The sequence below is a fragment of the Streptomyces sp. NPDC055103 genome, assembly GCF_053607625.1.
This window is the reverse complement of the sequence record NZ_JBSGTX010000005.1, coordinates 70,494-96,435: the sequence shown is the minus strand read 5'-3', so window position 1 is coordinate 96,435 and position 25,942 is coordinate 70,494. Positions and strand designations below refer to the sequence as shown.

The following is a 25,942-nucleotide window of genomic DNA, read 5'->3' as shown; positions in this document are numbered from 1 at the left end:
GAGGCCGGTACGCTTTCTGTATGAGTGCTGCACCGCGTACTGAGAAGCCGGCCGGCCGGTTCCGCCGGATGCTCGACCGGCTCTCCTCCACGCCGGAGGACCTGGAGTCGGAGGAGCTCCAGGAGGACGCCGAGGCCACGGGGTGCACCCGCATCTGTGACTGCTCCGACCGCCAGATAGTCAAGGTGACTGGTACCTTGCGCACGGTCACGCTGCGTCCCCGGGCCGGTGTGCCCGCGCTGGAGGCCGAGCTCTTCGACGGCACGGCACCGCTGGACGTCGTCTGGCTGGGCCGCCGCTCCATCGTGGGCATCGAACCGGGGCGCAAGCTGATCGCCTCCGGCCGGATCTCCATGAGCCACGGCCGGCGGGTCCTCTTCAACCCCAAATACGAGCTCCGACCGCTCGGACAGGAGTAGCCGGTGACGTCCCTCGACAAGCCGACCAGGGATCAGGACGCCCAGGCCCCGCAGGACGCCCAGGCCTCGAAGGAGGTCACCGAGGCCGCGCTGTTCGAGGCCTTCGGCGGACTGCGCGGCATGATCGAGACGGTCGTGCCGGGCCTGCTCTTCGTCACGATCTTCACGATCAACAAGGACCTGCACATCTCGGCGATCGCGGCGCTCGCGGTCTCGCTGGTCCTGGTCGCCGTCCGGCTGATCCGCCGTGACACCGTCAAGCACGCCTTCAGCGGCGTCTTCGGTGTCGTCTTCGGTGTCGTCTTCGCGATGATGACGGGCAACGCCAAGGACTTCTACCTGCCGGGCATGCTGTACACCCTGGGCCTCGCCCTCGCGTACCTCGTCACCACGGCCGCAGGGGTCCCGCTGATCGGCCTGATCCTCGGCCCGGTGTTCAAGGAGAACCTCTCCTGGCGCACCCGCAACCCCGGCCGCAAGAAGGCGTACGCGAAGGCCAGCCTGGCCTGGGGCTTCATCCTCCTCGCCAAGTGCGCGATCCTCTTCCCCATGTACTGGTGGGCCGACACGACCAAGTTCGGCTGGGTTCTGGTCGCCCTGAAGATCCCGCCGTTCCTGCTCGCGGTCTACCTCACCTGGATGTTCCTCGCGAAGGCGCCGCCGCCGATCGACGTCTTCGCCGAGATGGAGGCCGAGGAGCGCGCCGAGAAGGCCCGCAAGGCGGCAGCGCAGGGGCAGCCGGAGGCCTGAGCGGCGCCGTTCCTCTCCGTACGTGGAAGGGCCCGGAATCTGATGACAGGTTCCGGGCCCTTCCACGTACGGAGAGGAGACGTACGGTGATTCCTACGACTCGCTGGGCTCGCGGCGGACCTGCAGCAGGTCCTCCAGCTGCTCCTCGCGGGCCTGCGCGGCCACGAACAGCAGCTCGTCGCCGGCCTCCAGGGTCTCCTCCGCGCTCGGCGTGAGCACCCGCGAACCGCGGATGATCGTCACCAGCGAGGTGTCCTGGGGCCAGGCCACGTCCCCGACCGGTGTACCGGCGAGCGCCGACTCCGGCGGGAGCGTCAGCTCGACCAGGTTCGCGTCGCCGTGGCTGAAGCGGAGCAGCCGGACGAGGTCGCCGACGCTCACCGCCTCCTCGACCAGCGCCGACATCAGGCGCGGCGTCGACACGGCGACGTCCACGCCCCAGGCCTCGTTGAACAGCCACTCGTTCTTCGGGTTGTTGACCCGGGCGACGACCCGCGGCACGCCGTACTCGGTCTTGGCGAGCAGCGAGACGACCAGGTTCACCTTGTCGTCGCCGGTCGCCGCGATCACCACGTTGCAGCGCTGGAGCGCCGCCTCGTCGAGGGACGTGATCTCACAGGCGTCGGCGAGCAGCCACTCCGCCTGGGGCACCCGCTCCACCGAGATGGCGGTCGGCGCCTTGTCGATCAGCAGGACCTCGTGCCCGTTCTCCAGGAGCTCGCCCGCGATGGAACGGCCCACCGCACCCGCGCCCGCAATAGCGACACGCATCAGTGACCGCCCTCCTCAGGACCCTCGGCGAAGGCCTCCTCGACCTTCGCGATCTCGTCCGTACGCATCATCACGTGCACCAGGTCACCCTCCTGGAGCACCGTCTGCGAGGTCGGCAGAATCGCTTCGCCCAGTCGGGTGAGGAAGGCGACACGGACGCCGGTCGCCTCCTGGAGACGGCTCACCTTGTGGCCGATCCAGGCCGGAGAGGTGTGCACCTCGGCGAGTTGCACGCCGCCGCTCGGGTCGCGCCACAGCGGCTCCGCGCCGGAGGGCAGCAGCCGCCGCAGCATCTGGTCGGCGGTCCAGCGGACCGTCGCGACCGTCGGGATCCCGAGGCGCTGGTAGACCTCGGCACGACGCGGGTCGTAGATCCGCGCCGCCACGTTCTCGATGCCGAACATCTCGCGCGCGACCCGCGCCGCGATGATGTTCGAGTTGTCGCCACTGCTCACCGCGGCGAAGGCACCGGCGTCCTCGATCCCGGCCTCACGCAGCGTGTCCTGGTCGAAGCCCACGCCCGTGACGCGACGGCCGCCGAAACCGGACCCCAGACGACGGAAGGCCGTCGGGTCCTGGTCGACGACCGCGACGGTGTGCCCCTGCTGTTCGAGGGTCTGCGCGAGAGCGGCTCCCACTCGCCCGCAGCCCATGATGACGATGTGCACGTCCCCTTACCCCGCACTCCTGATCGCCCTGCTGACCTGCGAAAACACCCTGCCCACAACTTTCCTCGCCCGATCGGCCCGGGCCGCGGCGGGCAACGCCCTGCCGGGTTGCCCGGTCCGAGCTTATGCGGCAACGCTGGCGGGGACCGCATCCGAGGTGGTACTCAGGGAGATTCGGTGCGGATCGGGGGTGCCGGTGAGCATGGCGGATTTCGAACGCTTACGATCCTCTCCGTGTCCAAACTGACCGACGTGCCCAAACGGATCCTGATCGGGCGGGCCCTGCGCAGCGACAAGCTCGGGGAAACCCTTCTCCCGAAGCGGATCGCTCTCCCCGTCTTCGCCTCCGACCCGCTGTCCTCGGTGGCGTACGCGCCAGGTGAGGTGCTGCTCGTCCTCTCCATCGCGGGACTGTCGGCCTATCACTTCAGCCCGTGGATCGCGCTCGCGGTCGTCGTCCTGATGTTCACGGTCGTCGCCTCGTACCGGCAGAACGTGCACGCGTACCCGAGCGGCGGCGGCGACTACGAGGTGGCCAACACCAACCTCGGACCGAAGGCCGGACTGACCGTCGCGAGCGCCCTGCTCGTCGACTACGTCCTGACCGTGGCCGTCTCGATCTCCTCGGGCATCGAGAACCTGGGCTCCGCGATCCCCTTCGTCGTCGAGCACAAGGTGGCCTGCGCGGTCGGGGTCATCATCCTGCTCACGCTGATGAACCTGCGCGGGGTGAAGGAGTCGGGCAGCCTCTTCGCCATCCCGACGTACGTCTTCGTCGCCGGCGTCTTCATCATGATCGTCTGGGGTGCCTACAAGGGTCTCGTCCTCGACGAGACCATGAAGGCCCCCACCGCCGACTTCGAGATCAAGGCCGAGCACGAGGGACTGGCCGGTTTCGCGCTGGTCTTCCTGCTGCTGCGCGCGTTCTCCTCCGGCTGTGCCGCACTCACCGGCGTCGAGGCCATCTCCAACGGTGTCCCCGCCTTCCGCAAGCCCAAGTCGAAGAACGCCGCCACCACGCTCGCCCTCATGGGCGGCCTGGCCGTCACCATGTTCTGCGGCATCATCTTCCTGGCCATGGCCACCGACGTGCGGATGGCCGAGGAGCCCGCCCACGACCTGCTGGTCAACGGCGTGCCGGTCGGCGAGTCCTACGTCCAGGACCCGGTCATCTCCCAGGTCGCGGCCGCCGTCTTCGGCGACGGCACGTTCTTCTTCGTCGTCCTCGCCGCGGCCACCGCGCTCGTCCTCTTCCTGGCCGCCAACACGGCGTACAACGGCTTCCCGCTCCTCGGCTCGATCCTCGCCCAGGACCGGTACCTGCCGCGCCAGCTGCACACCCGAGGCGACCGCCTCACCTTCTCCAACGGCATCGTGCTCCTCGCCGGCGCCGCCGTGCTCCTCGTCTGGATGTACGGGGCCGACTCGACCAAGCTCATCCAGCTCTACATCGTCGGCGTCTTCGTCTCCTTCACCCTGAGCCAGACCGGCATGGTCCGGCACTGGAACCGGCACCTGAGGGCGGAGACCGACCCGGCCAAGCGCCGCCACATGATCCGCTCCCGCGCGATCAACGCGTTCGGCGCCTTCTTCACCGGCCTGGTCCTCGTCGTCGTCCTCGCCACCAAGTTCACCCACGGCGCCTGGGTCGCCCTGCTCGGCATGGTGATCTTCTACGGGACGATGAGCGCGATCCGCAGGCACTACGACTCGGTGGCGGAGGAGATCGCCGCGGCCGAGGAGCGCCCCGACGAATACGTCCGCCCCTCGCGCGTCCGCTCCGTCGTCCTCGTCTCGAAGCTGCACAAGCCGACGCTGCGCGCCCTCGCGTACGCGAAGCTACTGCACGCCAACGAGCTGGAGGCGCTGAGCGTCAACGTCGACCCGGTCGAGACCAAGGCGCTGCGGGAGGAGTGGGACCGGCGCGGGATCAACGTCCCGCTCAAGATCCTGGACTCGCCGTACCGCGAGATCACCCGGCCGGTCATCGAGTACGTCAAGAACATCCGCCGCGAGAGCCCCCGCGACGCCGTCTCGGTCTACATCCCCGAGTACGTCGTCGGCCACTGGTACGAGCACCTGCTGCACAACCAGAGCGCTCTGCGGCTCAAGGGCAGGCTGCTCTTCACCCCGGGCGTCATGGTGACCTCCGTCCCGTACCAGCTCCAGTCCTCCGAGGCCGCGAAGAAGCGGGCCAGGAAGCGCCAGGACTGGAACGCGCCGGGCTCGGTGCGCCGTGGGCCGGTGGAGAAGCGCCAGAAGGAACCGGCGGCGAAGAACAGCCACGGCTAGGAACAGCCGGGGCTGGGAACAGCCGGGGCTGGGAACAGCTGGCGAGAACGCCTCGGAAAAGAACAACTAGACTGGTGGGCTGCTGTGCAAACGGCGGCCCACCTTCTTCTTCCTCTGGAGTCCCCGGTCATGCAGAACACCCCTGTTACGTCGCTGGTCGGGGCGGAGTACGAGGTCGAGGTCGGCCCGGTGGCCCACGGCGGCCACTGCATCGCCCGCACCGAGGAGGGCCGCGTCCTCTTCGTCCGCCACGCGCTGCCGGGCGAGAAGGTCCTCGCCCGCGTGACCGAGGGCGAGGAGACGTCCCGCTTCCTCCGCGCCGACGCGATCACGATCCTCGACCCCTCCAAGGACCGCGTCGAGGCCCCCTGCCCCTTCGCGGGCCCGGGCAGGTGCGGCGGCTGCGACTGGCAGCACGCCAAGCCCGGCGCCCAGCGCCGGCTCAAGGGCGAGGTCATCGCCGAGCAGCTCCTGCGGCTCGCCGGACTCACCCCGGAGGAGGCCGGCTGGGACGGCACCGTCATGCCCGCCGAGGGCGACAAGCTGCCGCCGGGCGAGGTCCCGCAGTGGCGCACCCGCGTCCAGTACGCGATCGACGCCGAGGGCCACGCGGGCCTGCGCAAGCACCGCTCGCACGAGGTCGAGATCATCGACCACTGCATGATCGCCGCCGAGGGCGTCTCGGAACTCGGCGTCGAGAAGCGCACCTGGGAGGGCATGGCCACGGTCGAGGCCATCGCGGCCTCCGGCTCGAACGACCGCCAGGTCATCCTGACCCCGAAGCCCGGCGGCCGCCTGCCGCTGGTGGAACTGGACAAGCCGGTCTCCGTCCTCCGCGTCGACGAGAAGGACGGCGGAGTCCACCGCGTCCACGGCCGCGCCTTCGTCCGGGAGCGCGCCGACGACCGCACCTACCGCGTCGGCAACGGCGGCTTCTGGCAGGTCCACCCGCAGGCCGCGCAGACCCTCATGCTCGCCGTCATGCAGGGCCTCACCCCCCGCAAGGGCGACTCCGCCCTCGACCTCTACTGCGGCGTCGGCCTCTTCGCGGGAGCCATCGCCGACCGTGTCGGCGACAAGGGCGCGGTCCTCGGCATCGAGTCCGGCAAGCGCGCGGTCGAGGACGCCCGCCACAACCTGGCCGGGTTCCCGCGCGTCCGCATCGAGCAGGGCAAGGTCGAGTCGGTCCTCCCGCGCACGGGCATCACGGACGTCGACCTCATCGTCCTGGACCCGCCCCGCGCCGGCGCGGGCAAGCAGACCGTCCACCACCTGGCCGGCCTCGGCGCCCGCCGCATCGCCTACGTCGCCTGCGACCCGGCGGCCCTGGCCCGCGACATCTCCTACTTCGCCGACCGCGGCTACAAGGTACGGACGCTGAGGGCCTTCGACCTCTTCCCGATGACGCACCACGTGGAGTGCGTGGCGATCCTGGAGCCGGTGAAGAAGGACGCCTGAGCTGGGGTTTCCTGGTCTTCGTCAGCTGCTCGACCTGTTTCCGGGCCAGCAACGCGTGAAGGCGCGTCGGTCCTGCTGAAGGCAACCTGACCTGCAGATTCAGTACGGGACGTCGCGGTCCTAGCTAGCGGCATCAGGGCTATCCTCGGGCTGCTGACGCTCAATTGACGCACGTTCTGAAGCCCCATCACGTTGACCCGGCCGCGTCCACGGACGCGACCGGGCCAACGGCTTGGTCGCCGACCCGCAAGCCGCTGGCCCTATGACATCCCGAGTGCCAAGCCTGTCCCATGGCTGATGACGCTCACTCGTTGCCGGGTGGCGGCCCCAGTAGCGGTATCTCAGCGTCACTGACCACAGGCATTTTCGACGAGCGGCTGCTGGATTTCGAGGTCCTGTCCGTTAAGACGTTGCTCGCCGGCTTCAGGACTTGCGGCCCGTGGCCCGAGAACATGCCGCCGTCGGACTGGTGGGCGGATCTCGGACTGCCCGCGACGGGGTCGACGGAGCCCGCCGGGAACAGCGGTGGGGAGCTGGCGGCGGTCGCCCGGGAGTTTCCGGTCCGCGCAGTCGGCGCCCCGAGAATGAGCTGACAGTTGCCGGCTCGAGATCTAGGGTCCATGACCCGTACTGCGTGATCCAGCCATGATCGACGCAGTTCTCGCCGACAGCCGAGGTGTCGTTCTTCGGCAGGTCGGGCCTTATGAACCGTTCCGGGTTCGGTAGGGACTCGATCATTTGAGAGGATCGAGTCATGGCACGTCCTTCCCAGTACTGGTCGTACACGAGGTAGGCGCGGCTGGTCGAGCCGGTAGGCGGTGGCCGCCTGGACCAGGTCGTCGATGTCCTCGGAAAGGCCGTCCACCAGCGAGCTGGGACGCAGGCCCTCGCCGGCTTCGAGGCGCGTGAGCAGCTCCGCCTGGCTCGCGGCCGGTGCCTTGCCCGTCACGAGGAGGTAGGTGAGGACGCCGAGGCCGTAGACGTCGAGGTAGACCGGGTCGGCGTTCAGGGCGGTCAGCTCGGGCGCGAGGTACGGGTCGGAGCCCTCCGCCAGGTGCATCGCGGACAGCGCGGTCGGGGCGAACCGCGTTCGCGCAGGTAGATGCGGACGCGGGCGACCTCGGGCAGCTCAGTGTGCTCGGCGAGGTAGTCGGCCCAGGTCTCGCCGGAGTCGAAGGCCTTCCGCTTCAGCTCGTACGGGCCGACCTTGTACTTGGCATCGCTTGGGCGGACGCCGACCCGCTCCAGGGCGGCCTTGATCTCGCGGGAGTCGACGGCGGTGATGCGTCGGCGCTCGTCACGCGGGGGCTGCTGCAGCATCGCGACCAGTTCGGAGACGGTGTAGACGCCGTTCTCGTCATGGGCGGGCAGTCGGATGCGCAGGCCGTCGTCCGTGAAGCAGACGGCTTCCGCGACCCAGACGCGCTTGCCGTTCTGGCCGAGCAGTCCGGCGAGCTCCTTGGCCTTCTTGTTGACGAGGTGCAGCGGGTTGCCGTGCAGGACGCGACGACCGTTGGGCGCGGTCTGGACCCAGGTGCCGTTCTCGCTGGTCACGGAGCCGTGCCAGTTCTTCAGCTCGATCATGCAGACGCCGCCTGGGGCGATGACGAGGAGATCGATCTCGCGGACGTGCCCGGTGTTCGCGGTGAAGGTGAAGTTCGACCAGGCCCGCCACGGATCAGAGTCCGGCAGCTTCTCGCGGATGACTTCCAGGCCGCGGTGCTCGTGCTCGTACTCGGACTCGGACTCGGACTCGGTTACCGTGGTCCACCGGCCTTCCCGCATGTGCGGGCCCCCGCTTCGTCGCTGCGTGCTGAAGAGCTGATTGACTCGGCCATCCGGCGGTAGACAAAGCTCTTGGGAGATCCTGACGGTGGGGCCTTGACATCAGGGGCACCTGCGACGAAGCGGGCAGCGCCCAGGCTTGCGGACGCCGCGAGTGCAGGGCAGGCGCGATCAAGAGCGGTGCGAATCGGTCAAGTACTTAAGTCCCTGCCGATCACGGAGAACGGTCCGGGAGGATTGCAGGCGATGGACATGACTTCTTCCCGTCCGGAGGGCCCTCCGGACGGCTACGGGCCCTTCGCGCATCTCACCGCCCCGAACGTGCTGCTCTACCGCTCGGTGATGCGCGCCTTCCTCGTGGCCAAGGAGCGGTTCGCCGTACACCTGCGGCCCGAGGACGTCTACGCCGGGCTGCCCGCCGCCGTACGGCCCGGCGAGTTGGAGGGTGTCGTCGGCGCACTGGACAAGCTGGTCGAGTGGGGGAACCTGCGCGCCGACCCGGACACCGGGCGGGTCACGGCCGTCGAGGACTTCTACCGCAAGCGGTACATCTACCAGCTCACCCGGGAGGGCGAGGCGGCCGAGGAGGCCCTGTCCGCCTACGACGAGGCGCTCGGGCGGCGGGGTGCGCTCCAGGCCGTCGCGCTGCACGACATCGTCACCCAGCTCCGCGCCCTCCTCGTGCTGGCGGCTGAGGAAGCGCCGGATCCGGCCAAGACGCATCTCGCGCTGGACGGGCTCGCCAGTCGGTTCGGGGCGCTGGCCGACAACGCCCGGGCCTTCATGGGGTCCCTGCAGCGGACCATCGACCTCCACGACGTGGGGGAGGAGGTCTTCCTCGCCTACAAGGACCAGCTCATCCAGTACCTGGAGCGGTTCATCCAGGACCTCATCACCCTCGGCGGCCGCATCGCCCGGCTGATCCTGGAGCTGGAGGAGGGTGGCAGCATCGAGGCGCTGCTGTGGGCCGCTGCCGCCCGTGAGGCCGCCGATGCCACCCCGCAGGACGCCGCATACGCCGAGCAGGCCGCGTACGAGCGGTGGGCCGGCCGGTGGGCCGGGCTGGCGGCCTGGTTCCTCAGCCGGGACGGCCGGGAATCGCAGGCCCGGCTGCTGCGCGGCCGTGCGCTCGGGGCCGTACCCCAGCTGCTGGCCGTCGTACGGTCGCTGAACGAGCGGCGGGCCGGGCGTTCCGATCGCTCCGCCGACTTCCGTACGCTCGCCCGCTGGTTCGCCGACGCGCCCGACGACGACGCCCGGCACCGGCTATGGCGCACCGCTTTCGGGCTGTATCCGGCCCGGCACCTCACGGTCGACGCCGAGACGCTGGCCGCCCGCGCCGCCCGGCCCGATCCCGCGTCCACCCCATGGGCCGACGCCGAGCCGCTGCGCATCAGCCCGCAGTTGCGCCGTACCGGCAGCTACGAGCGGCGCGGCAAGACCCGCAAGGTGGAGGACCGCCAAGAAGCGCGCCGCAGGCTCGCCGAGGTGGCCGTCAAGCAGGCCGCGGAGATCGCGGCCGCGCGGGCCCGGCTCGTCACCGACGGCATCACCCGCCTGTCCGGGCTCGGCGAGCTCGACCCCGTCAGCTTCCGGCTCTTCCTCCAGCTCCTCGGGGACGCCCTGGCCACCTGGCGGCCCGGTATGACGCACACGGTGGCCACCAGCAACGACGGGTCCATGGAGATCCGACTCACCGCCTTGGCCGATGGATCCGCGGCCGAGGTCCGCACGCCGGGCGGCGTCTTCCGCGGCCCTGACCACACCATCGAGATCATCGATCTGGCGGAAGGAGACGACGGACCGTGAGTACTCCGCTCGCCGAAGTGCTGGACGGGCAGCATGCCGCGGAACTGCGCAAGGCCGCCCGCGCTCTGCTGAAGCAGCCTCTGCTGCTCGCCGTCGGCGCGTACGCAGACGAGTTCCGTCTCGTCCGGCGGCACGCCTCCGAACTGCGCGAGTGGTTCGACCGCAACACCGGCTGGTCCCTCCAGGTCGACGCCGAGACCGCCCGGCTGGGCAAGATCCCGGCCCACCTCGCCGATGCCACCCACCCCGCCCGCGAGGCAACGCGCAGCGCCGCCCCCTTCACCCGCCGCCGGTACGTCCTGCTCTGCCTCGCCCTCGCCGCCCTCGAACGCGGCGAGGCGCAGATCGCGCTCGGCCGCCTCGCCGACCAGGTCGTCCTCGACGCCGCTGATCCGCAGCTGGCCGCGACGGGCGTCCAGTTCACCCTGGACCGCCGCGACGAGCGCCTCGACCTCGCCGCCGTCGTACGCCTCCTGCTCAGCCTCGGAGTACTGCGGCGCGTCGCCGGCGACGAAGAGGCGTACGTCAGCGGCGCCGGAGACGTCCTGTACGACGTCGAACGGCGGGTGCTCGCCGGGCTGCTCGCGACCCGACGCGGCCCGTCCACCATCCGGGCCGCCACCCTGGACGAGCGGCTCGTCGGGCTCACCGCCGAAACGGCCCTCGACAGTGACGAACTCCGGTTCCGGGCGATGCGCCGCTCGCTGACCCGCCGACTGCTGGACGACCCCGTGCTCTACTACGACGAACTGACCGACGCCGAGCTGGGCTACCTCACGCGGCAGCGCGGTTTCCTCACCGCACGCATCACCGAACTGACGGGCCTGGTGGCCGAGGTCAGGGCCGAAGGCATCGCCATGGTCGACCCCGACGACGACCTCACCGACCTCCGCATGCCGGAATCCGGCACCCACGGTCACGTCACCCTGCTGCTCGCCGAGTACCTCACGAGTGCCGAAGGTCCGGTCGTCTTCACGGCAGACCTTGAACGCCGTGTCGCCGCACTGGCCGCCGAACACGGAGGCTTCTGGGCGAAGTCGGCCCGTGAGCCGGGAGCCGAGGGGGAGCTCGTGGAGCAGGCCGTCAGTCGGCTCGCCGCCCTCGGCCTGGTCTCCCGTACTCCTGACGGGGTGGTGCCACGCCCGGCGCTCGCCCGGTACGCGGTCGGCGAGACCGTCGTACTCGAACCCCGCACAGTCGGCACCGCTCAGGTGCCCGCGCAGCGAAAGGCTCATCAGCGTTGACCCCCCGTGCCGTACTCCCGGTCCCCGCGCGCGCCCGCTGGCAGCCCCTGCGGATCGGTCTCGTCGATCTTTTCCACTACGACGTGGAGGAATTCCACTTCCGCGACGGGCGGCTGCTGCTCCGGGGGAACAACGGCACAGGCAAATCCAAGGTGCTCGCCCTGACCCTGCCCTTCCTCCTGGACGGGGACCTCAGCGCGCGCCGGGTGGAGCCCGACGGAGACGCCGGAAAGAGGATGGAGTGGAATCTGCTGCTCGGCGGAGAGCACCCCCACTCCGAACGGCTCGGCTACACCTGGGTGGAGTTCGGCCGCCGCGACGAGGTGAGCGGCGAGGAGCAGTTCCGTACGCTTCTCTGCGGGCTCAAGGCCGTCAGCGGGCGCGGCATCGCCCGGCACTGGTGGGCGGTGACCGCCCAGCGGATCGACCACGCACCGGCCGGGGCGGTGTCGGAGGGGTCGCTCAGCCTCCTCGACGCCACCGGCACGGTGTTGTCCCGGGACCGGCTCATCGAGGCGGTCGCGGGACACGGAATGGTCTACGACCAGGCCAAGACCTATCGCCGGGCCGTCGACGAGGCGCTCTTCGGGCTCGGGGAGCAGCGCTACGGCGCCCTCGTGGACCTGCTCATCCAGCTGCGCCAGCCCCAACTGTCCAAACGCCCCAACGAAGCCGCCCTCTCCCGCGCGCTCACCGAAGCGCTTCCGCCCATGGACCAGGCCGTCATCGCGGACGTGGCCGAGGCATTCCGCTCCCTGGACGAGGAGAAGGAGGAGCTACGGGCCGCCGGCGCGGCCGAGCGCGCGGCCTCCGCGTTCCTCGACCACTACCGGCGCTATGCCCGCATCGCCTCCCGCCGGCGCGCACGCCTCCCGCGCAGCGAGCACTCGAAGTACGAGCACCTGCTGCGCGACCTCGCCGAGGCACAGGCCGAGAAGGCCGCGGCCGAGGAGGAGCGGGCGGCGGCCGATGAGCGGATCGCCGCGCTCACCGAGACGCAGGCCCGACTGGAGGCCGTCGACGCGGCCCTGCGTGAGGGCCCGGAAATGCGCAGCGCTCATGAACTGGAGCGGGCCGCCAAGGCGTTGGAACGGTGCGGGCAGGACAGCGCACGCGCACGCGCCGACCGGGAGGAGGCCGCGCTGCTGCACACACGGGCGCTCGGGCGCCTCGCGGCGGCGGAGAACCGGTTCCAGGCCGCCGGGCACCGAGTCGAGGACACGCTTCGCCTCGCGCGGGAAACCGCCGAGGCGGCCCGGCTGGACCTGCCCGGGGACGAGGGGCTGACGGCGGCCGAACTGCGCGCCGCTGTGACCGAGGCGACCGACCGCCGACACCGCACCCTCGCGCACGTCGAGGAGCTCGCGGACCGCGCCGAGGCGGCGGCGGCCGAGCGCCGGGCCGCCGCACTGCGGCTCGACGAGACGGAAACCGACCTGGCGCACGCCGCCGAGGAACAGGGCGCGGCCGACGAGACGGTGACGGCCGCGGGCCGGGCCCTGGTGGACGCCGTGCGCGAGCACGCGGGCCGGTGCGAGGAGCTCGCGTACGCCGACCCGGTCGGACTGTTGGACGAGCTCCAGGAGTGGACCCGGCACCAGGACGGGCCCTACCCGGCACGCCGGCACGGATCGGACGCGCACAGCGCCACGGCAGCGGTACTCGCCGACCAGGCGGCGCAATCAGCGCAGCGCGCGGCGGCCCTGGCGGCCCGTGCCCGAGACGCGGAACAGGAACTCGCCGAGCTGGAGGCCGGCGGCCGCCGTGGACCGCAGGCCCCCTACACCCGGAACCCCGGTCTGCGCGATCAGGCGCCCGGCGCCCCACTGTGGCGGCTGGTCGACTTCCGGGACGAGGTCGCGGACCGGGAGCGCGCCGGCCTGGAGGCGGCCCTGGAGGCGGCCGGGCTGCTGGACGCGTGGGTGCGCCCCGACGGCGCGGCCCTGGCGGCGGACGGTCACGACGTACTCCTCGACGCGCGGACGGGTCCGGTCGACGGGCCGTCGCTCGCCGACGTGCTGCGCCCGGCCGTCGACCACGGCGATGCCCAGGCGGCCCACGTGGGTGAGGAGACCGTGGGCCGACTCCTCTCGGCGACCGGCCTGGGCGCGGTCGCCGGGGACGCGGAGGCGGGTGCCGGGCCAGGGGGCACCGAGCCGACAGCGGGCACATGGGCGGCTCCGGACGGCCGCTACCGCGTAGGCGTCCTCATCGGTCGGTGGGCCAAACCTGCGGCCGAGTACATCGGCGCGGGCGCCCGGGAAGCCGCGCGGCGCAGCCGTATCACCACCTTGCGCGCCGAACTCTCCCTTCTCCATGGAGAGGAGGCAGCCGAGGCCGTGCACGCGCAGGCTCTGGAGACCCGGCGCCGTACGCTCGACGCCGAACTGGCCGCGGTGCCCGACGACGGGCCGCTGACCCGGGCGCACGCCCGCGCGGCGGCTGCCGCCGACACCGCGCGCCGGGCCAGGTCCCGTCGTGAGGGACGGGCCGCCGACGCGCTGGCCGCAGCCGAGCGGTCGGAGCTGGCGAGCGCCGAGCTCCAGGAGACCGCCGCCGATCTGGGGCTGCCCCCGGACCGGCCGGCGCTGGCTGTCGTACGGCAGGCCCTCGTCGAACTCGCGGCCGTCCTGGCCGCACTCTGGCCCGCCCTGCGCGAACGAACCGAAGCGGCACGGCAGGCACAGGAGGAGCGTGAGGAAACCGGCCGGGCAGGGGAGCGCACCGCCGAACTCGCCCTGCGCGCGAAGGAGGCCGCCCGCGAGGCGGCAGCCGCGGACGAGCGGCTCACCACGCTGCGCTCGACCGTGGGCGCGGCCGTGGCCGAGCTGGAACGGCGGCTGGCGGAGACCGCGGAGGCCCTGCGCGGCTGTGCTGCCGATCAGCGGTCGTCCCAGGACCGCCGCACGGAGGCGGACCGGCGGGCCAACCGGGCCGAAGGCCGGATCGAACAGCTGGAGAAAGCCGTCACCGAGGCTGCCTCCGCGCGCTCCGAGGCCATCGCCGCGCTCCAGCGCTTCACCGCCACCGGGCTGATCACGGTCGCGCTTCCCGAACTTGCCGTACCGGCCGCCGCCGACGGCCCGTGGGCGGCCACCCCGGCCATCGCCCTCGCCCGTTCCCTCGAAGCGGAGTTGTCGACGACGGACGACTCGGACGGTGCTTGGGAGCGCGTGCAGCGGCGTCTGAGCGAAGAGCTCAAAACCCTTCAGGACGCGCTGTCCCGGCACGGCCATACCGCCTCGGCCCGGATGGTCGAGGACGGGATGATCGTCGACATCGTCTACCAGGGCCGCGAACGCGCCGTACCCGAACTCGCCGAGGCGCTGGCGGTCGAGGTCGGCGAACTCACCCGCATCCTCTCCGCGAACGAACGCGAAATCCTTGAAACACACCTCATCACCGAGGTCGCGGGCACTCTTCAGGAGCTGATCGCGACCGCCGAACGGCACGTGCTCGCCATGAACGCCGAGCTGGAGGACCGTCCGACCTCCACCGGCATGACCCTGCGCCTGGTGTGGCGGGCCTCCCGCAAGGCACCTGCCGGCCTTGCCCAGGCCCGTGGCCGACTGCTCCAGACCGCCGACGCCTGGACTCCCGAGGACCGGGCCGCGGTCGGGGAGTTCCTGCAGACGCAGATCGCCCGCCAGCAGACCGAGGACGCGGCCGGCAGCTGGCTGGAACACCTCACGGCGGCGCTCGACTACCGTTCCTGGCACGAGTTCGCCGTCGAGCGGCAGCAGCACGGTCGCTGGGTGCCTGCCACCGGTCCGGCGTCCGGAGGCGAACGCGTCCTGGCGGTCTCCGTGCCCTTGTTCGCCGCGGCCTCCTCGCACTACGCGAGCGCGGCCAGCCCGTACGCACCACGACTCGTCACCCTGGACGAGGCGTTCGCGGGCGTCGACGACGACTCGCGCGCCAAGTGCCTCGGCCTCCTGCACGCCTTCGACCTGGATGTGGTCATGACCAGCGAACGGGAATGGGCCTGCTATCCGCAGGTACCGGGCATCGCCATCGCCCAGCTGTCCCGGGTCGACGAGGTGGCCGCCGTTCTGGTCACCCGCTGGGAATGGGACGGCACGGCTCGTACCCGTCACGAGGACCCGGTGCGCACGCCGGACCCGGAGCCCCTGTGGACGTGAACAGGCCTCCGGTCGACGAAGCCCGCCTGCGCCGCCTCCTCGGCGGGCCCGATCTGGCCTGGCTGCTGGAGCGCGTACGCCGCCGGCTGGAGCGTGGGCAGCCGCTCACCGGGCCCGTCTCCCTGGCCGCGGCGACCCCGGCCCAACGGGCCGCGGCCGAGCGGCTGCTGGGCCGGGCCCCGGGTGATGGCAAGGCGCTGACGGTCCGGCTCGACGCCGTGGACGCCGTACTGGTCAGATCAGGTGTCAGCCCCGAGGGCCTGACGGCGGCTGTGACGACGCTCACCGGGCCCGTCATCTCTCTCGAAGAGGTCCGCCGGAGTGAGGATCAGGCCTGGGCGGAGGCCTACGCTCCGCTCACCGGGCTCATCGGAGAGGTTCCGTTGCTCGAGAAATGGGCCGGCCGGGTACGCGAAGACGGCCTAGTGCGGCGTCTCGCCCGTACGCCTGAGGCCGCCCGACCGCTGCTCGATCAGGTGGCTCGCGTCCTGCGGGAACTGCCGGCCGAGCCGCCGCGCTCCCTCTCCGTGTTCGCCGCGGACATCCTGGGCAGCGCCCACGCACTGGACGACGGCACACCCCCGGCGACGCTCTGCCTCTCCGGCATCCGTGCCCTCACCGGACATCCGGACGGGGCGGGCGCAGCCTGGCGACGGGCCGCCTGGGCCTCCGCCGGCCTTCTCCGTGACGACGTCTCCTCCACGGTCCTCACCCTCAACCTCCGAGGGACCCCCGCTTTGGACTGGATGGCCGACATGGGGGAGCCGTGCGTACTCACCCTTCGCCAGCTCGCGCACCATCCGCCCCGGGCCACACCGCTGGTGGTCCACATCTGTGAGAATCCCGCCGTCCTGTCGGCCGCGGCCGACACCTACGGCCCGGACGCCCTTCCGCTGGTCTGCCTCCAGGGCCAGCCGTCGGCTGCCGCCCTGGCTCTCCTGGCGCACCTCCACGAGCTCCGTGCCGAATTCCGCTACCACGGCGACTTCGACTGGGGCGGCCTGCGCATCGCCACGACGCTGCACCAGCACGTGCCGTGGCAGCCATGGCGCTACACAGCCGAGGAATACCGCGCGGCGGTAGCCGCTGCCGGTTCTGCTCCCCTGCCTCTGACCGGGATGTCGGCTCTGTCGCCATGGGATCCGGATCTGGCGACTGCCCTCGCTGAGCACGGTGTGCGTATTGAGGAGGAGGCTGTTCTGGACTCGTTGCTGGCAGACCTCGGGTAGGACGTGCTGCTGGTGAGACATGCGACGTGCCGAGACCGGGACCGACGCCAGGACCAGTGACGCTCGTTTGACGCACGGACCCTCACGAGGGGCTGTGAATGGCGATCCATGTGCTCTTTGACCTGCTGCTTCGCTGGCCGACCCCGATTCGTACGTGCTCTCGATGACGCACGACGTGGAGTGCGTGGCGATCCTGGAGCCGGTGAAGAAGGACGCCTGACCTGCTGTTTCTTCGAGTGTGCGTGGTGGGCGTTACGTGCGTTGGGCGCGATATCTCGACGCATGTTCGACGCACGTGACGCACGGACGGCACGGTTTCTGATGGGTCGTCATGCGTGCTTGGCGATCGCCGAGTGGAGCCCTCAGCTGTGTGCTCGCAGGCACTTGAGGTGTCCGGTCCGTGTTGAGTCAGGGGCCGTAGGGGCTCCAGTGCCCGAGAAAGGGCCTGAGGTCGTCGGCTCGCGGTGCGGGGATGTCGGGCAGCCGGGGCGGTGTGGCGCCGTGCGGCTTCCTGCGCCTCGAAGTGCCTGACGCGGTGCGCCTCGGCGTAGTGGACGCCGGCTTATCCCGGTGTGCCTGGCCCGACGGCGGCCGCCGTCGGGCCAGGCCTTTCACGCATCCCCGCTCATCCACTGCGCGTCATACCCGAGGAGGCGAATTCCTGATTCCGGCGGGCGTGGCGAGCAACTGTCGCTCGATCGAAACTCGCGAGGAGCGCGATGACGCCGAGAGCCAGGTATATGCAGCCCCATGAGGTCGGGGCGAACTTGAAGACGTAGTGGGGATGGTGAGAAAGACGTCGTCCTCGGCGATCGCCATGATGCCGCGGAAGATTCCGACGAGGCCGGTGATCCGCCGTTGACTGAACGCCAGGGCAACCGTTTTCCTCCAGTCAAGGGGCGGGCGGCTCGCCGGTGATTCAGGACGGTTCCTGGGGACCAGGACCCGGAGCGCACCCGGGCGGATGCTGCAGTTGACCCTGTTGCGAACAGTGGATCAAGGTTGTGCATGATCACGTGTCGTGGCGCGAGGGGACCTGACGGACCGGCAGTGGGCTCGGCTGGAGCCGTTACTGCCGGTGGGGAAGTAGCCGGGGAGGCCCCGGATGTGGGCACGTCGGCAGCTGATCGACGGGATACGGTGGCGGACCCGGGCGGGTACGCCGTGGCGGGACGTACCTGAGCGGTACGGCCCATGGGACCGGATCTACGACCTGTTCCGCCGGTGGCAGCGCGACGGAACGTGGAAGCGGATACTAGAACAGCTGCAGGTCCAGGCCGAGGCGCAGGGCCTGATTACCTGGTAAGTGAGTGTGGATTCGACCGTCTGCGGTGCCCACCAGCACGCCGCTGGCGCGCGTAAAAAAGGGATCTGCAGCGCGAGCCGCCCGGCGGAATCGACAGCGAGCCGGACGACCACGGGCTCGGGCGCTCCCGCGGCGGTCTGACCACGAAGATCCGCCTTGCGACCGAGCAGGGACAGAAGCCCCTGTCCCTGTTGATCACCGCCGGGCACCGGCACGACAGCCCGCAGTTCCAACCGGTCCTCGAACGCATTCGCGTGCCCCGTACCGGCCCCGGACGACCACGCACTACGCCCGACGAGGTCCGTGCCGACAAAGCCTACGGCTCCCGCGCGAACCGCTCCCACCTGCGCAGACGCAGGATCAAGTGCACCATCCCGGAGAAGGTCGACCAGGTCCGCAATCGCAAAAGACTCGGCTCCCGAGGCAGCCGGCCACCGGCCTTCGACAAGGAGGACTACAGAGAGCTCCACGCGGTGGAGTGCGGGATCAACCGGCTGAAACGACACCGCTCGGTGGCCACCAGATACGACAAGCTGGCCGTGCGCTACGAGGCGACAGTGCTGGTTACGGCCATCAACGAGTGGCTGTGACCAGCACTTCCATGACAGGTCCTGTGGCATCAGCGCCAGGCGGGCGAACGCGTGTTCCGGAGTAGAGGGATCATAGGGCGATGAGCGAGAATCGAACCCCGACGGCGGTGCTGTTGCACGGCTGGCCGGTCACGGCCGACCACTGGCGGTACCTGATTCCGGCACTCGATGCGGCCGGTATCACCGCAGTCCCGGTCACGCTTCCCGGGCTGGGCACCGCTCCCGACTCCGGCGTGACCGACTTCCGCAAGATGGCACTTGCCGACGGTGTCCGGGCACGGCTGGCGCAGGAGGGCGTCACGCGCTTCGCCGTCATCGGTCACGACTGGGGTGCGACGGTCGGATACCTCATCGCGGCCCAAGCGCCGGAATCGGTCAGTGGACTCGTGGTCGAGGAAGAGATCCTTCCCGGTGTCGATGTCGAGATTCCCGAGGCCGGCCGGGACTACTATCCATCCTGGCACGGCCCGTTCAACCGTACGCCCGGCCTCGCGGAGAAGCTCGTGCCAGGCCGGGAAGCGGCTTACTACGGCACGTTTCTGGAACAGAGCGCCGGACCGAGCGGCCTCGACCCAGACACCCTTCCGGCCTACATCGAGGCGTACAGCACTCCAGGTGTACTGAACGCCGGGCTGGCCTACTACCGCACCAGGTCAGAAGATGTCGATGACATTCAAGCCCTTGCCGCCCAGCCGATTCCAACGCCTGTCCTGGCGGTCGGAGGCAGACACGCGATGGGGACGGCAGTCGCGGATGGAATGGCCGCCCTTGCCACCGATGTCACCCCACTCGTCCTCGAGCAATCCGGCCACTACCCCGCAGAGCAGGAGCCGGACAGCGTGAACCTCGCGATCGTGCAGTTCCTTCAACGGCACTCCTGACCCTCGATACCGTGCTCCATGAAGCGGCGGCCGTGTATCGAAAGTGGATCTTGGGCTGTGAATGATCACAGGTCATGGGTCGGGGAGATCCCGCAGACGAGCAGTGGGCAGTGCTGGAGCCGCTGTTGCCGAAGGGTGCCAGGGCGGGGCGGCCACCCGTCTGGCCTCGACGGCAGCTGATCGACGGCATACGGTTCCGGGTTCGAACCGGAGTTCCGTGGCGAGACATCCCGGTCGAATACGGACCGTGGAGCCGGGTCTACGACCTGTTCCGCCGATGGCAGCGGAACGGCACGTGGCACCGGATCCTCACCCGCCTCCAGTCCCTGGCCGATGCGAAGGGTGCGATCACGTGGGATCTGAGCGTCGACTCCACGGTGTGCCGAGCCCATCAGCATGCGGCCGGGGCTCGCAAGCGGGGTGACCTGCAGAAGGAACCACCGGGTGGCGTGTTCACCGAGCCGAATGATCACGGGCTGGGACGTTCGCGCGGCGGGTTCACCACCAAGCTGCACCTGGCGGTCGAGCAGGGTCAGAAGCCCATGTCGATCGTCGTGACGGCAGGGCAGCGCGGGGACTCGCCGCAGTTCGAACCCGTGCTGGAGAAGGTCCGCGTGCCCCGCATCGGACCGGGTCGGCCACGCGCCCGCCCCGATCGCGTGCGGGCCGACAAGGCGTACGCCTCCCGCAGAAACCGCGCCTACCTGCGCCGACGCGGGATCCGCTGCACCATCCTCGACAAGGCCGACCAGGCACGCAATCGCCAGAAGCTTGGCTCCCGTGGCGGCCGGCCGCCGCATTTCGATCCGGCCGACTACCGCGAGCGCCACGCGGTCGAGTGCGGGATCAATCGCCTCAAGCGGCACCGGGCCGTGGCCACGAGATACGACAAACTCGCCGTCCGCTACGAAGCCACTGTGCTGGTCGCGGCGATCAACGAATGGATATGAATGGCTCCGGCGCACTCATGATCGCTAGCCTCACCGGCTATGAAGCAGCGCAAACAGAAGAAGCTCTCCCGCCACCTCTTCGAAGCAGTCCTGACAGGTGACGCCATGCACACGAAGGCCCTGTTGAGCAGTGGAGCAAGTCCAGAGAGACGGAACAGTGACGGCACCACTCCGCTGTACCTGGCTTCAGTGCAGGGCGAAGCCGAGATAGCTCATTTGCTCATGGAAGCCGGGGCTTCTCCCGACACCGAAAGCAGCGGCCTCGGCTCGGAGGGCACACCGCTCTGCGCAGCCGCCTGCTGGGGGCACACCGAAACGATCCGGCAGTTGTTGGCGCATGGCGCCGATCCCAACCTTCGCGAAGACCACGGCACAGGTAAGTCCCCGCTGGACTGGGCGAACAGCGGCCCTCACCCTGACACTGCCGAGACCCTCCGGGCAGCAGGGGCGCAACCGACGGCTCACCCGACTCCGTAGCTACACCCGCTTTCGCAACAGGCCCTAGTAGGCGGGCGGCGAGCTGACGGCGTCAGGATCGAGCGCATCGCGGTGAGCACGGCCGACCGGCGGACTCCTGAATTCCCGTTCACGATTCCCCTCTTGGCCGCACGGAGCCCCGTGCCCGGCTCCCTCCCTGCCAGTGGGGGTCACTGTCCCGGGCGGTCCCTCCACCGTGCGGCGGGCGCGCCACGAGGTAACGGAGCCGGCGTCACCCGTATGCCGCCGAGCGGGTGATCCGGCCCCGGGACGGATCCCCGTCCGGAGTGCGGGGAGCTCTGGCGCGGCGCATTCTGAAGGCAGTTCGTCCCGCCGAATCGCGGCCGGCGCAGGGGCGGCGACGACCCGTAACGATCGGCAGGAGACAGGCCATGAAGGACTCCATGTCGAACCTGGCAGTGGACTACCCCTTGCTGAACATGTTCTGGACCATGTTGATGATCTTCCTCTGGGTCCTCTGGTTCATGCTGCTGTTCCGCATCCTCGGCGACATCTTCCGCGACGACGAGCTGGGCGGCTGGGGCAAGGCGGGGTGGTCCGTGTTCGTGATCCTGCTCCCCTTCCTCGGGGTGTTCGTCTACCTGATCGCCCGCGGAAAGGGAATGGGTGAACGCGAATTGACGCGGGTCCGCCGGAGCGAGGAGGAGTTCCGCTCCTACGTCCGGGAGACCACCGGGACCGGCGGCCATGCGGAGGAACTGTCCCGGCTCGCCGAGCTCAAGGACCGCGGCGCGATCACGGAAGCCGAGTTCGCGCAGGCCAAGGCCAAAGTCCTCGCGACCTGAACTGGTCCGGCCGGAGCACGACACAGAACAGGGGCGGCTCCATGCTGCTCGATCTGCTCCTCATCGGTGTGGCCATCACGCTCTACCCGATTCCGGTCATGGCCTTCGTGCTGGTCGTGTCCGCACCCCGTGGGGTGTACAGGGGCTTGGCCTTCATCGTCGCCTGGCTCGCCTGTCTCGTGGCCGTGATCGCCATGGTCCTGATCTTCACGGGCGGGCAACCGCCCGCGCCCCGCTCTCCGCCCTCGATCGTTGCGCTCGCGGCCACGCTGGTCATCGGTCTGGGCCTGATCGTCTACAGCGAGCACAGGCGCCGCCGAAGCCGCCGTGACTCGCCCTCCTCCACCGCCTCCCCCGAGATCAAGGAGCGGCCCGGCGGTTCCGGGCGATCACTGACGTCCCGGATGGACCAGGCCACCGGATGGTCGGCGGCCGGACTCGCCGTTCTCCTGCAGCCCTGGGGGATGGTCAGCGCTGCGGCCGCCACCGTCGTGAAGGCCGACATCTCGCACGCCGAGTCGTTCCTTGCTCTTCTCGGCTTCTGCCTGCTGGCCACCTCCAGCCTGCTGGCCATGGAGCTGTACATGGTGTTCGCGCCCGAGAAGGCCCAGTCCGGCCTGACGAGCCTGCGCACGTGGCTCACACGGCACAAGGACCCGGCGATCGTCCTCATCTGTCTCCTGCTCGGGCTGTGGCTCGTCGGCAGGAGCCTGTACCAGCTCACGGGATGAGCTTTCCGCTCATGGACAGCTCGAAGCCGGGGCGTCGTGAACGAGGGCGCAGATCATCTGCCCGCCACGCCGGTCGTCCGGGTAGGCCCTGCGCAGCAGGGCGGCGGCGGGGACGGCGGCCGAGGAGTGCCCGGGTGTTCCGCTCGGCCCCCTCCCGTCACTCGGGCCGGGGCCGTCGCTCGGCGTACCTGCTGGCTGGGTCCCGTCCCGCTCACGTCGATGACCGGATCCAGGACCGGATGGCGCACCCAGGATGCCCTATCCATGGTGATCGGGGGGAATGGGTGTCAACGGCAGTAACGAAGGCCGTCTCGCAATCCTGGAGGACGGATGACCGGCCCGCTGGAACCGCGACATGACCCTGCCCAGAGGGCTCCGCTACCAGACGGTACGTCGCACGCGGCGGGCCCCGGCCGAATCGCGCGCAAGGTGGTCTCGGCGGTACTGATCGTCCTTGCCTGCATCCTGGTCCCGGTATCGGTGCTGACCGTGTGGGTGCACGACATCGCCCTTGACACAGATCGTTACGTCGAGACGGTGGCACCGCTCGCCTCCGACCCCGCGATCGAGGAGGCCGCGCACAACCGTCTCGTTCAGGCCGTCGACGTACGGGTCGACGGCAAGGCCGTCACCGCCGAGCTTGCGGCCTGGCTGCAGTCGCAGGGTCTGCCACCCCGCGCCGCTCAAGCGGTGAGAGGTCTGGCGCCCCAGCTGGACGCGGCCGTGACCGGCGCCGCGGACAAGGTGGCGACGCGGTTCGTCGAGAGCGACAGGTTCGAGAAGGTGTGGACCGCCGCGAACCGGGCCGCCCATACGGCTGTGGTGCACGCCTTGACCGGGGAAGGTCGTGGGGCGGTCGGTGTCGAGGAAGGCACCGTGACCCTCGATGTCGGCGCCGCTGTCGACCGGGTCAGGCAAGAGCTCGTCGACGCGGGTGTGACGCCGGCCGAGAAGATCCCGGACGTCGACAAGCAGATGGTGCTCTTCCAGTCCGACAAGCTGGAGCGGATGCAAGGCGCCGTGCACGCCCTCGACGTGGTCGGCACCTGGATGCCGGTGCTGACCGTGCTCATCGGGGCAGCGGGCGTCTTTCTCGCCTACCGGCGCAGACGGGCCTTGGCCAAGACCGCCCTGGGCGCCGCGCTCGCCTGCCTGATCGTCGCCATCGGCCTTGTCGTCGCCCGCCGCTACTACCTGGACCATCTGCCCCCACAGGTGCAGTCGGAAGCTGCCGCGGCAGCGATCTTCGACCAGCTCCTGCACTTCCTGCGGGTCACTCTGCGCACCGTGGTCGTCCTTGGTGTGATCGTCGCCCTCGGTGCCTATCTCGTGGGGCCGGGCGGCTGGGCGCGGTCCGTGCGGGCCACCTCTGAGCGCACAGCCGACTCCGCCGCCCGATGGGCGGACACCCACGGCATCCACACCGGTCGTGTGGGGACGTGGACCGCCAACTACCGGCGGTGGCTCACGATCGGCGTCCTGCTGCTGCTCGCGCTGTTGTTCGCGCTGTGGAACCACCCCACGGTCCTGACAGTGCTGCTGCTGGTCCTCATTCTCCTGGCGGCGCTGGCGTTGATCGCCCTGGTGGCGGCGACCGGCCGCAGGACACAGGCCGCGAAGCCCTCCGCACCCGCGGGTCCCGCGGCCGGCCGGTGAACGCATCTGGGCGCGGCCACCGGATCGGTGGGGCCGTCGGTCTTTTCGAAGGCGGCGATCGGCCCGTCCAAGTAGTAGCGATCCGGCGGTGCGCGGGCAGTCGTGACGTACTACCGCCCATGCGACCTGACCGGGCGTGTGACCCATGTCTGCCATCTCGGAACCGCCTCGCGCGACATGTGGGTTTCGAGAGGACTCCTGCGAGCGGCCACCTGCGGAAACGGGTAGTACACGGCATCTGCATCGCCACTGACAGATTGATCGCCGAGGGCGGCGGGTCGTGCCGCGCCTCCTCGACGAGGCTGGGACGATGCTGATATGTCGGCACAAAAAGGCACCGCAGAAGGCTCTGCGAAGGCGCGGCTCGTCCTGCTGGCCCTGGCGGCCGGTCAGTTCCTGATGGCGCTCGACAGCTCCGTCATGAACGTCTCCATCGCGACGGTTGCAGAGGACGTCGGCACGACGGTCGCGGGGATCCAGGGGGCCATCACGGCCTACACCCTGGTGATGGCGATGTTCATGATCCCCGGCGGCAAGGTGGGGGCCCTGATCGGCCGCAGACGCGCCTTCATGATCGGGTCCGTCATCTACGGATGTGGCTCCCTGACCACCGCCCTCGCACCCAACCTTCCCGTCCTGCTCATCGGCTGGGCATTCCTGGAAGGCATCGGGGCGGCGCTGATCCTGCCGGCGATCGTGGCGCTCGTGGCGGGCAACTTCGCCACGGAGCGCCGCCCCGCCGCCTACGGACTGGTCGCCGCGGCCGGCGCGGTCGCCATCGCGGTCGGCCCGCTCGTCGGCGGTGTCGCGACGACGTACTTCTCCTGGCGCTGGGTGTTCGCCGGTGAGGTCCTCGTGGTCCTGGGCATCCTGCTCCTCGCCCGCCGGATCGCCGACGCGGTGAGTGACGACCGCCCGCGCATCGACCTCGTCGGCACGGTGCTCTCCGCCCTCGGGCTCGGGAGCTTCGTCTACGGCGTGCTCCGGTCCGACGAGTGGGGGTGGTTCCAGCCGAAGCCCGACGCGCCCGCGCTGCTCGGGATCTCTCTGACCGTGTGGCTGATGCTGCTCGGGATCGGGCTCACCTGGCTGTTCCTCCGCTGGGAGGCCCGCCTCGTCCGGCAGCACAAGGAACCGCTCCTCGACCCCGTCATGCTGCAGAACAAGCAGCTGACCGGCGGGCTGACGATGTTCTTCTTCCAGTACCTCGTCCAGATGGGCGTCTTCTTCGTCGTCCCCCTCTACCTCTCCGTCGCGCTGGGCCTGTCCGCGCTCGCCACCGGGGCCCGGCTGCTGCCGCTCTCGGTGACCCTGCTCGCCGCCGCCGTCCTCATCCCGCGCTTCCTCCCGGACGTCTCACCCCGGCGAGTCGTACGGATCGGCATCACCGCACTGCTTCTGGGCGCCGTGATCCTGATGGCCGCGCTCGACGCGGACGCCGGCGCGGAGGTGGTCACGATCCCCATGCTCCTGATCGGGTTCGGCATGGGCGCACTCGCTTCCCAGCTGGGATCCGTCACCGTCTCCGCGATGCCGGAGGAGCAGAGCGCGGAGGTCGGGGGTGTCCAGAACGCCGTCACCAACCTCGGCGCCTCGATCGGTACCGCCCTCGCCGGATCGATCCTGATCGCCTCCCTCACGTCCTCCTTCCTGGCAAGCGTGGAACAGAATCCGGCCGTACCGGCCAGTGTGAAGAGCCAGTCGGCCGTCGAACTCCAAAGCGGCGTGCCGTTCCTCTCCGATGCCCAGCTGCAGAGCGCGCTCGACGAGGCCGGCACCAGCGAAGAGCTGACGCAGGAGGCGCTGGACGCGAACGCCGCGGCGCGGCTCGACGGGCTGCGCGCCGCACTCGCCATCCTCGCCTTCGCCGCGCTCATCGCCCTGTTCTTCACCCAGCGCATCCCCACCACCCAGCCCCGCGCGACCAAGCCATAACGGGCCGCTGCGTGATCGGAAACCGGGGTCGTCATCGCCGACA

Annotated in this window: 17 protein-coding genes and 2 pseudogenes; 16 read left to right on the top strand and 3 right to left on the bottom strand. The window is 70.1% G+C overall.

The genetic code is table 11. From position 1 onward, the window contains the following. Positions 1 to 20 precede the first annotated feature (20 nt). Both ACWFR1_RS05415 and ACWFR1_RS05410 read left to right on the top strand, forming a co-directional pair. Positions 21 to 419 (top strand): OB-fold nucleic acid binding domain-containing protein, encoded by a 399-nt coding sequence (locus ACWFR1_RS05415; protein WP_078627107.1) that lies wholly within the window; start codon positions 21 to 23, stop codon positions 417 to 419. Positions 420 to 422: 3 nt separating this feature from the next. Continuing rightward, positions 423 to 1,169 carry a DUF3159 domain-containing protein gene (locus tag ACWFR1_RS05410; RefSeq protein WP_453546727.1) on the top strand — a complete coding sequence of 249 codons (747 nt, stop codon included), beginning with the start codon at positions 423 to 425 and terminating at the stop codon, positions 1,167 to 1,169. A gap of 93 nt (positions 1,170 to 1,262) precedes the next feature. Here ACWFR1_RS05410 and ACWFR1_RS05405 read toward each other — a convergent pair whose 3' ends face one another. Beyond that, on the bottom strand, positions 1,263 to 1,940 hold the full coding sequence (locus ACWFR1_RS05405; protein WP_453546724.1) for a potassium channel family protein: 678 nt from the start codon (positions 1,938 to 1,940) through the stop codon (positions 1,263 to 1,265). Continuing rightward, positions 1,940 to 2,608: a potassium channel family protein gene (locus tag ACWFR1_RS05400; protein ID WP_453546721.1), complete on the bottom strand. Its 669-nt coding sequence runs from the start codon at positions 2,606 to 2,608 to the stop codon at positions 1,940 to 1,942. The genes ACWFR1_RS05405 and ACWFR1_RS05400 overlap by 1 nt, the downstream gene beginning before the upstream one ends. A 234-nt stretch (positions 2,609 to 2,842) precedes the next feature. On the opposite strand from ACWFR1_RS05400, the gene ACWFR1_RS05395 reads away from it, so the two are divergent. Next, a complete protein-coding gene (locus ACWFR1_RS05395) occupies positions 2,843 to 4,900 on the top strand; it encodes an APC family permease (RefSeq protein WP_453546719.1) in 2,058 nt (685 codons plus the stop codon). A 129-nt stretch (positions 4,901 to 5,029) separates the two neighbouring features. Continuing rightward, positions 5,030 to 6,358, top strand: a complete 1,329-nt coding sequence (locus tag ACWFR1_RS05390) for a class I SAM-dependent RNA methyltransferase (protein WP_453546716.1) — start codon at positions 5,030 to 5,032, stop codon at positions 6,356 to 6,358. 832 nt (positions 6,359 to 7,190) lie between these two features. Here ACWFR1_RS05390 and ACWFR1_RS05385 read toward each other — a convergent pair. After that, positions 7,191 to 8,143, bottom strand: a pseudogene (locus ACWFR1_RS05385) (NERD domain-containing protein); the annotation flags it as partial. Between the two features lie 252 nt (positions 8,144 to 8,395). Between ACWFR1_RS05385 and ACWFR1_RS05380 the strand changes: the two are divergent. From ACWFR1_RS05380 to ACWFR1_RS05325, 12 genes and pseudogenes are all read left to right on the top strand, one after another. Next, complete coding sequence (locus tag ACWFR1_RS05380; RefSeq protein ID WP_453546714.1) at positions 8,396 to 9,952, top strand: TIGR02677 family protein; 1,557 nt, start codon at positions 8,396 to 8,398, stop codon at positions 9,950 to 9,952. Beyond that, on the top strand, positions 9,949 to 11,196 hold the full coding sequence (locus ACWFR1_RS05375) for a TIGR02678 family protein (protein WP_453546712.1): 1,248 nt from the start codon (positions 9,949 to 9,951) through the stop codon (positions 11,194 to 11,196). The genes ACWFR1_RS05380 and ACWFR1_RS05375 overlap by 4 nt, the downstream gene beginning before the upstream one ends. After that, the gene (locus tag ACWFR1_RS05370) at positions 11,193 to 15,338 is read left to right on the top strand and encodes a TIGR02680 family protein (protein WP_453546710.1); all 4,146 of its coding nucleotides are present in this window, start codon (positions 11,193 to 11,195) and stop codon (positions 15,336 to 15,338) included. The genes ACWFR1_RS05375 and ACWFR1_RS05370 overlap by 4 nt, the downstream gene beginning before the upstream one ends. Beyond that, a complete protein-coding gene (locus tag ACWFR1_RS05365) occupies positions 15,335 to 16,567 on the top strand; it encodes a TIGR02679 family protein (protein WP_453546708.1) in 1,233 nt (410 codons plus the stop codon). The genes ACWFR1_RS05370 and ACWFR1_RS05365 overlap by 4 nt, the downstream gene beginning before the upstream one ends. 1,021 nt (positions 16,568 to 17,588) lie before the next feature. Next, positions 17,589 to 18,463, top strand: a pseudogene (locus ACWFR1_RS05360) (IS5 family transposase). An 80-nt stretch (positions 18,464 to 18,543) separates the two neighbouring features. Further along, positions 18,544 to 19,344: an alpha/beta fold hydrolase gene (locus ACWFR1_RS05355; protein WP_453546705.1), complete on the top strand. Its 801-nt coding sequence runs from the start codon at positions 18,544 to 18,546 to the stop codon at positions 19,342 to 19,344. A 74-nt stretch (positions 19,345 to 19,418) separates the two neighbouring features. Further along, a complete protein-coding gene (locus tag ACWFR1_RS05350; RefSeq protein WP_453546703.1) occupies positions 19,419 to 20,294 on the top strand; it encodes an IS5 family transposase in 876 nt (291 codons plus the stop codon). A gap of 39 nt (positions 20,295 to 20,333) precedes the next feature. Beyond that, a complete protein-coding gene (locus ACWFR1_RS05345; protein ID WP_453546701.1) occupies positions 20,334 to 20,771 on the top strand; it encodes an ankyrin repeat domain-containing protein in 438 nt (145 codons plus the stop codon). 392 nt (positions 20,772 to 21,163) lie between these two features. After that, on the top strand, positions 21,164 to 21,577 hold the full coding sequence (locus tag ACWFR1_RS05340) for an SHOCT domain-containing protein (RefSeq protein WP_453546699.1): 414 nt from the start codon (positions 21,164 to 21,166) through the stop codon (positions 21,575 to 21,577). Between the two features lie 41 nt (positions 21,578 to 21,618). Then, complete coding sequence (locus ACWFR1_RS05335) at positions 21,619 to 22,308, top strand: GAP family protein (RefSeq protein WP_453546697.1); 690 nt, start codon at positions 21,619 to 21,621, stop codon at positions 22,306 to 22,308. A 429-nt stretch (positions 22,309 to 22,737) separates the two neighbouring features. After that, entirely contained in the window at positions 22,738 to 23,964 is a 1,227-nt protein-coding gene (locus ACWFR1_RS05330) for a hypothetical protein (RefSeq protein WP_453546695.1), read from the top strand. 318 nt (positions 23,965 to 24,282) lie between these two features. Beyond that, positions 24,283 to 25,899 (top strand): MFS transporter, encoded by a 1,617-nt coding sequence (locus ACWFR1_RS05325; protein WP_453546693.1) that lies wholly within the window; start codon positions 24,283 to 24,285, stop codon positions 25,897 to 25,899. Positions 25,900 to 25,942 lie beyond the last annotated feature (43 nt).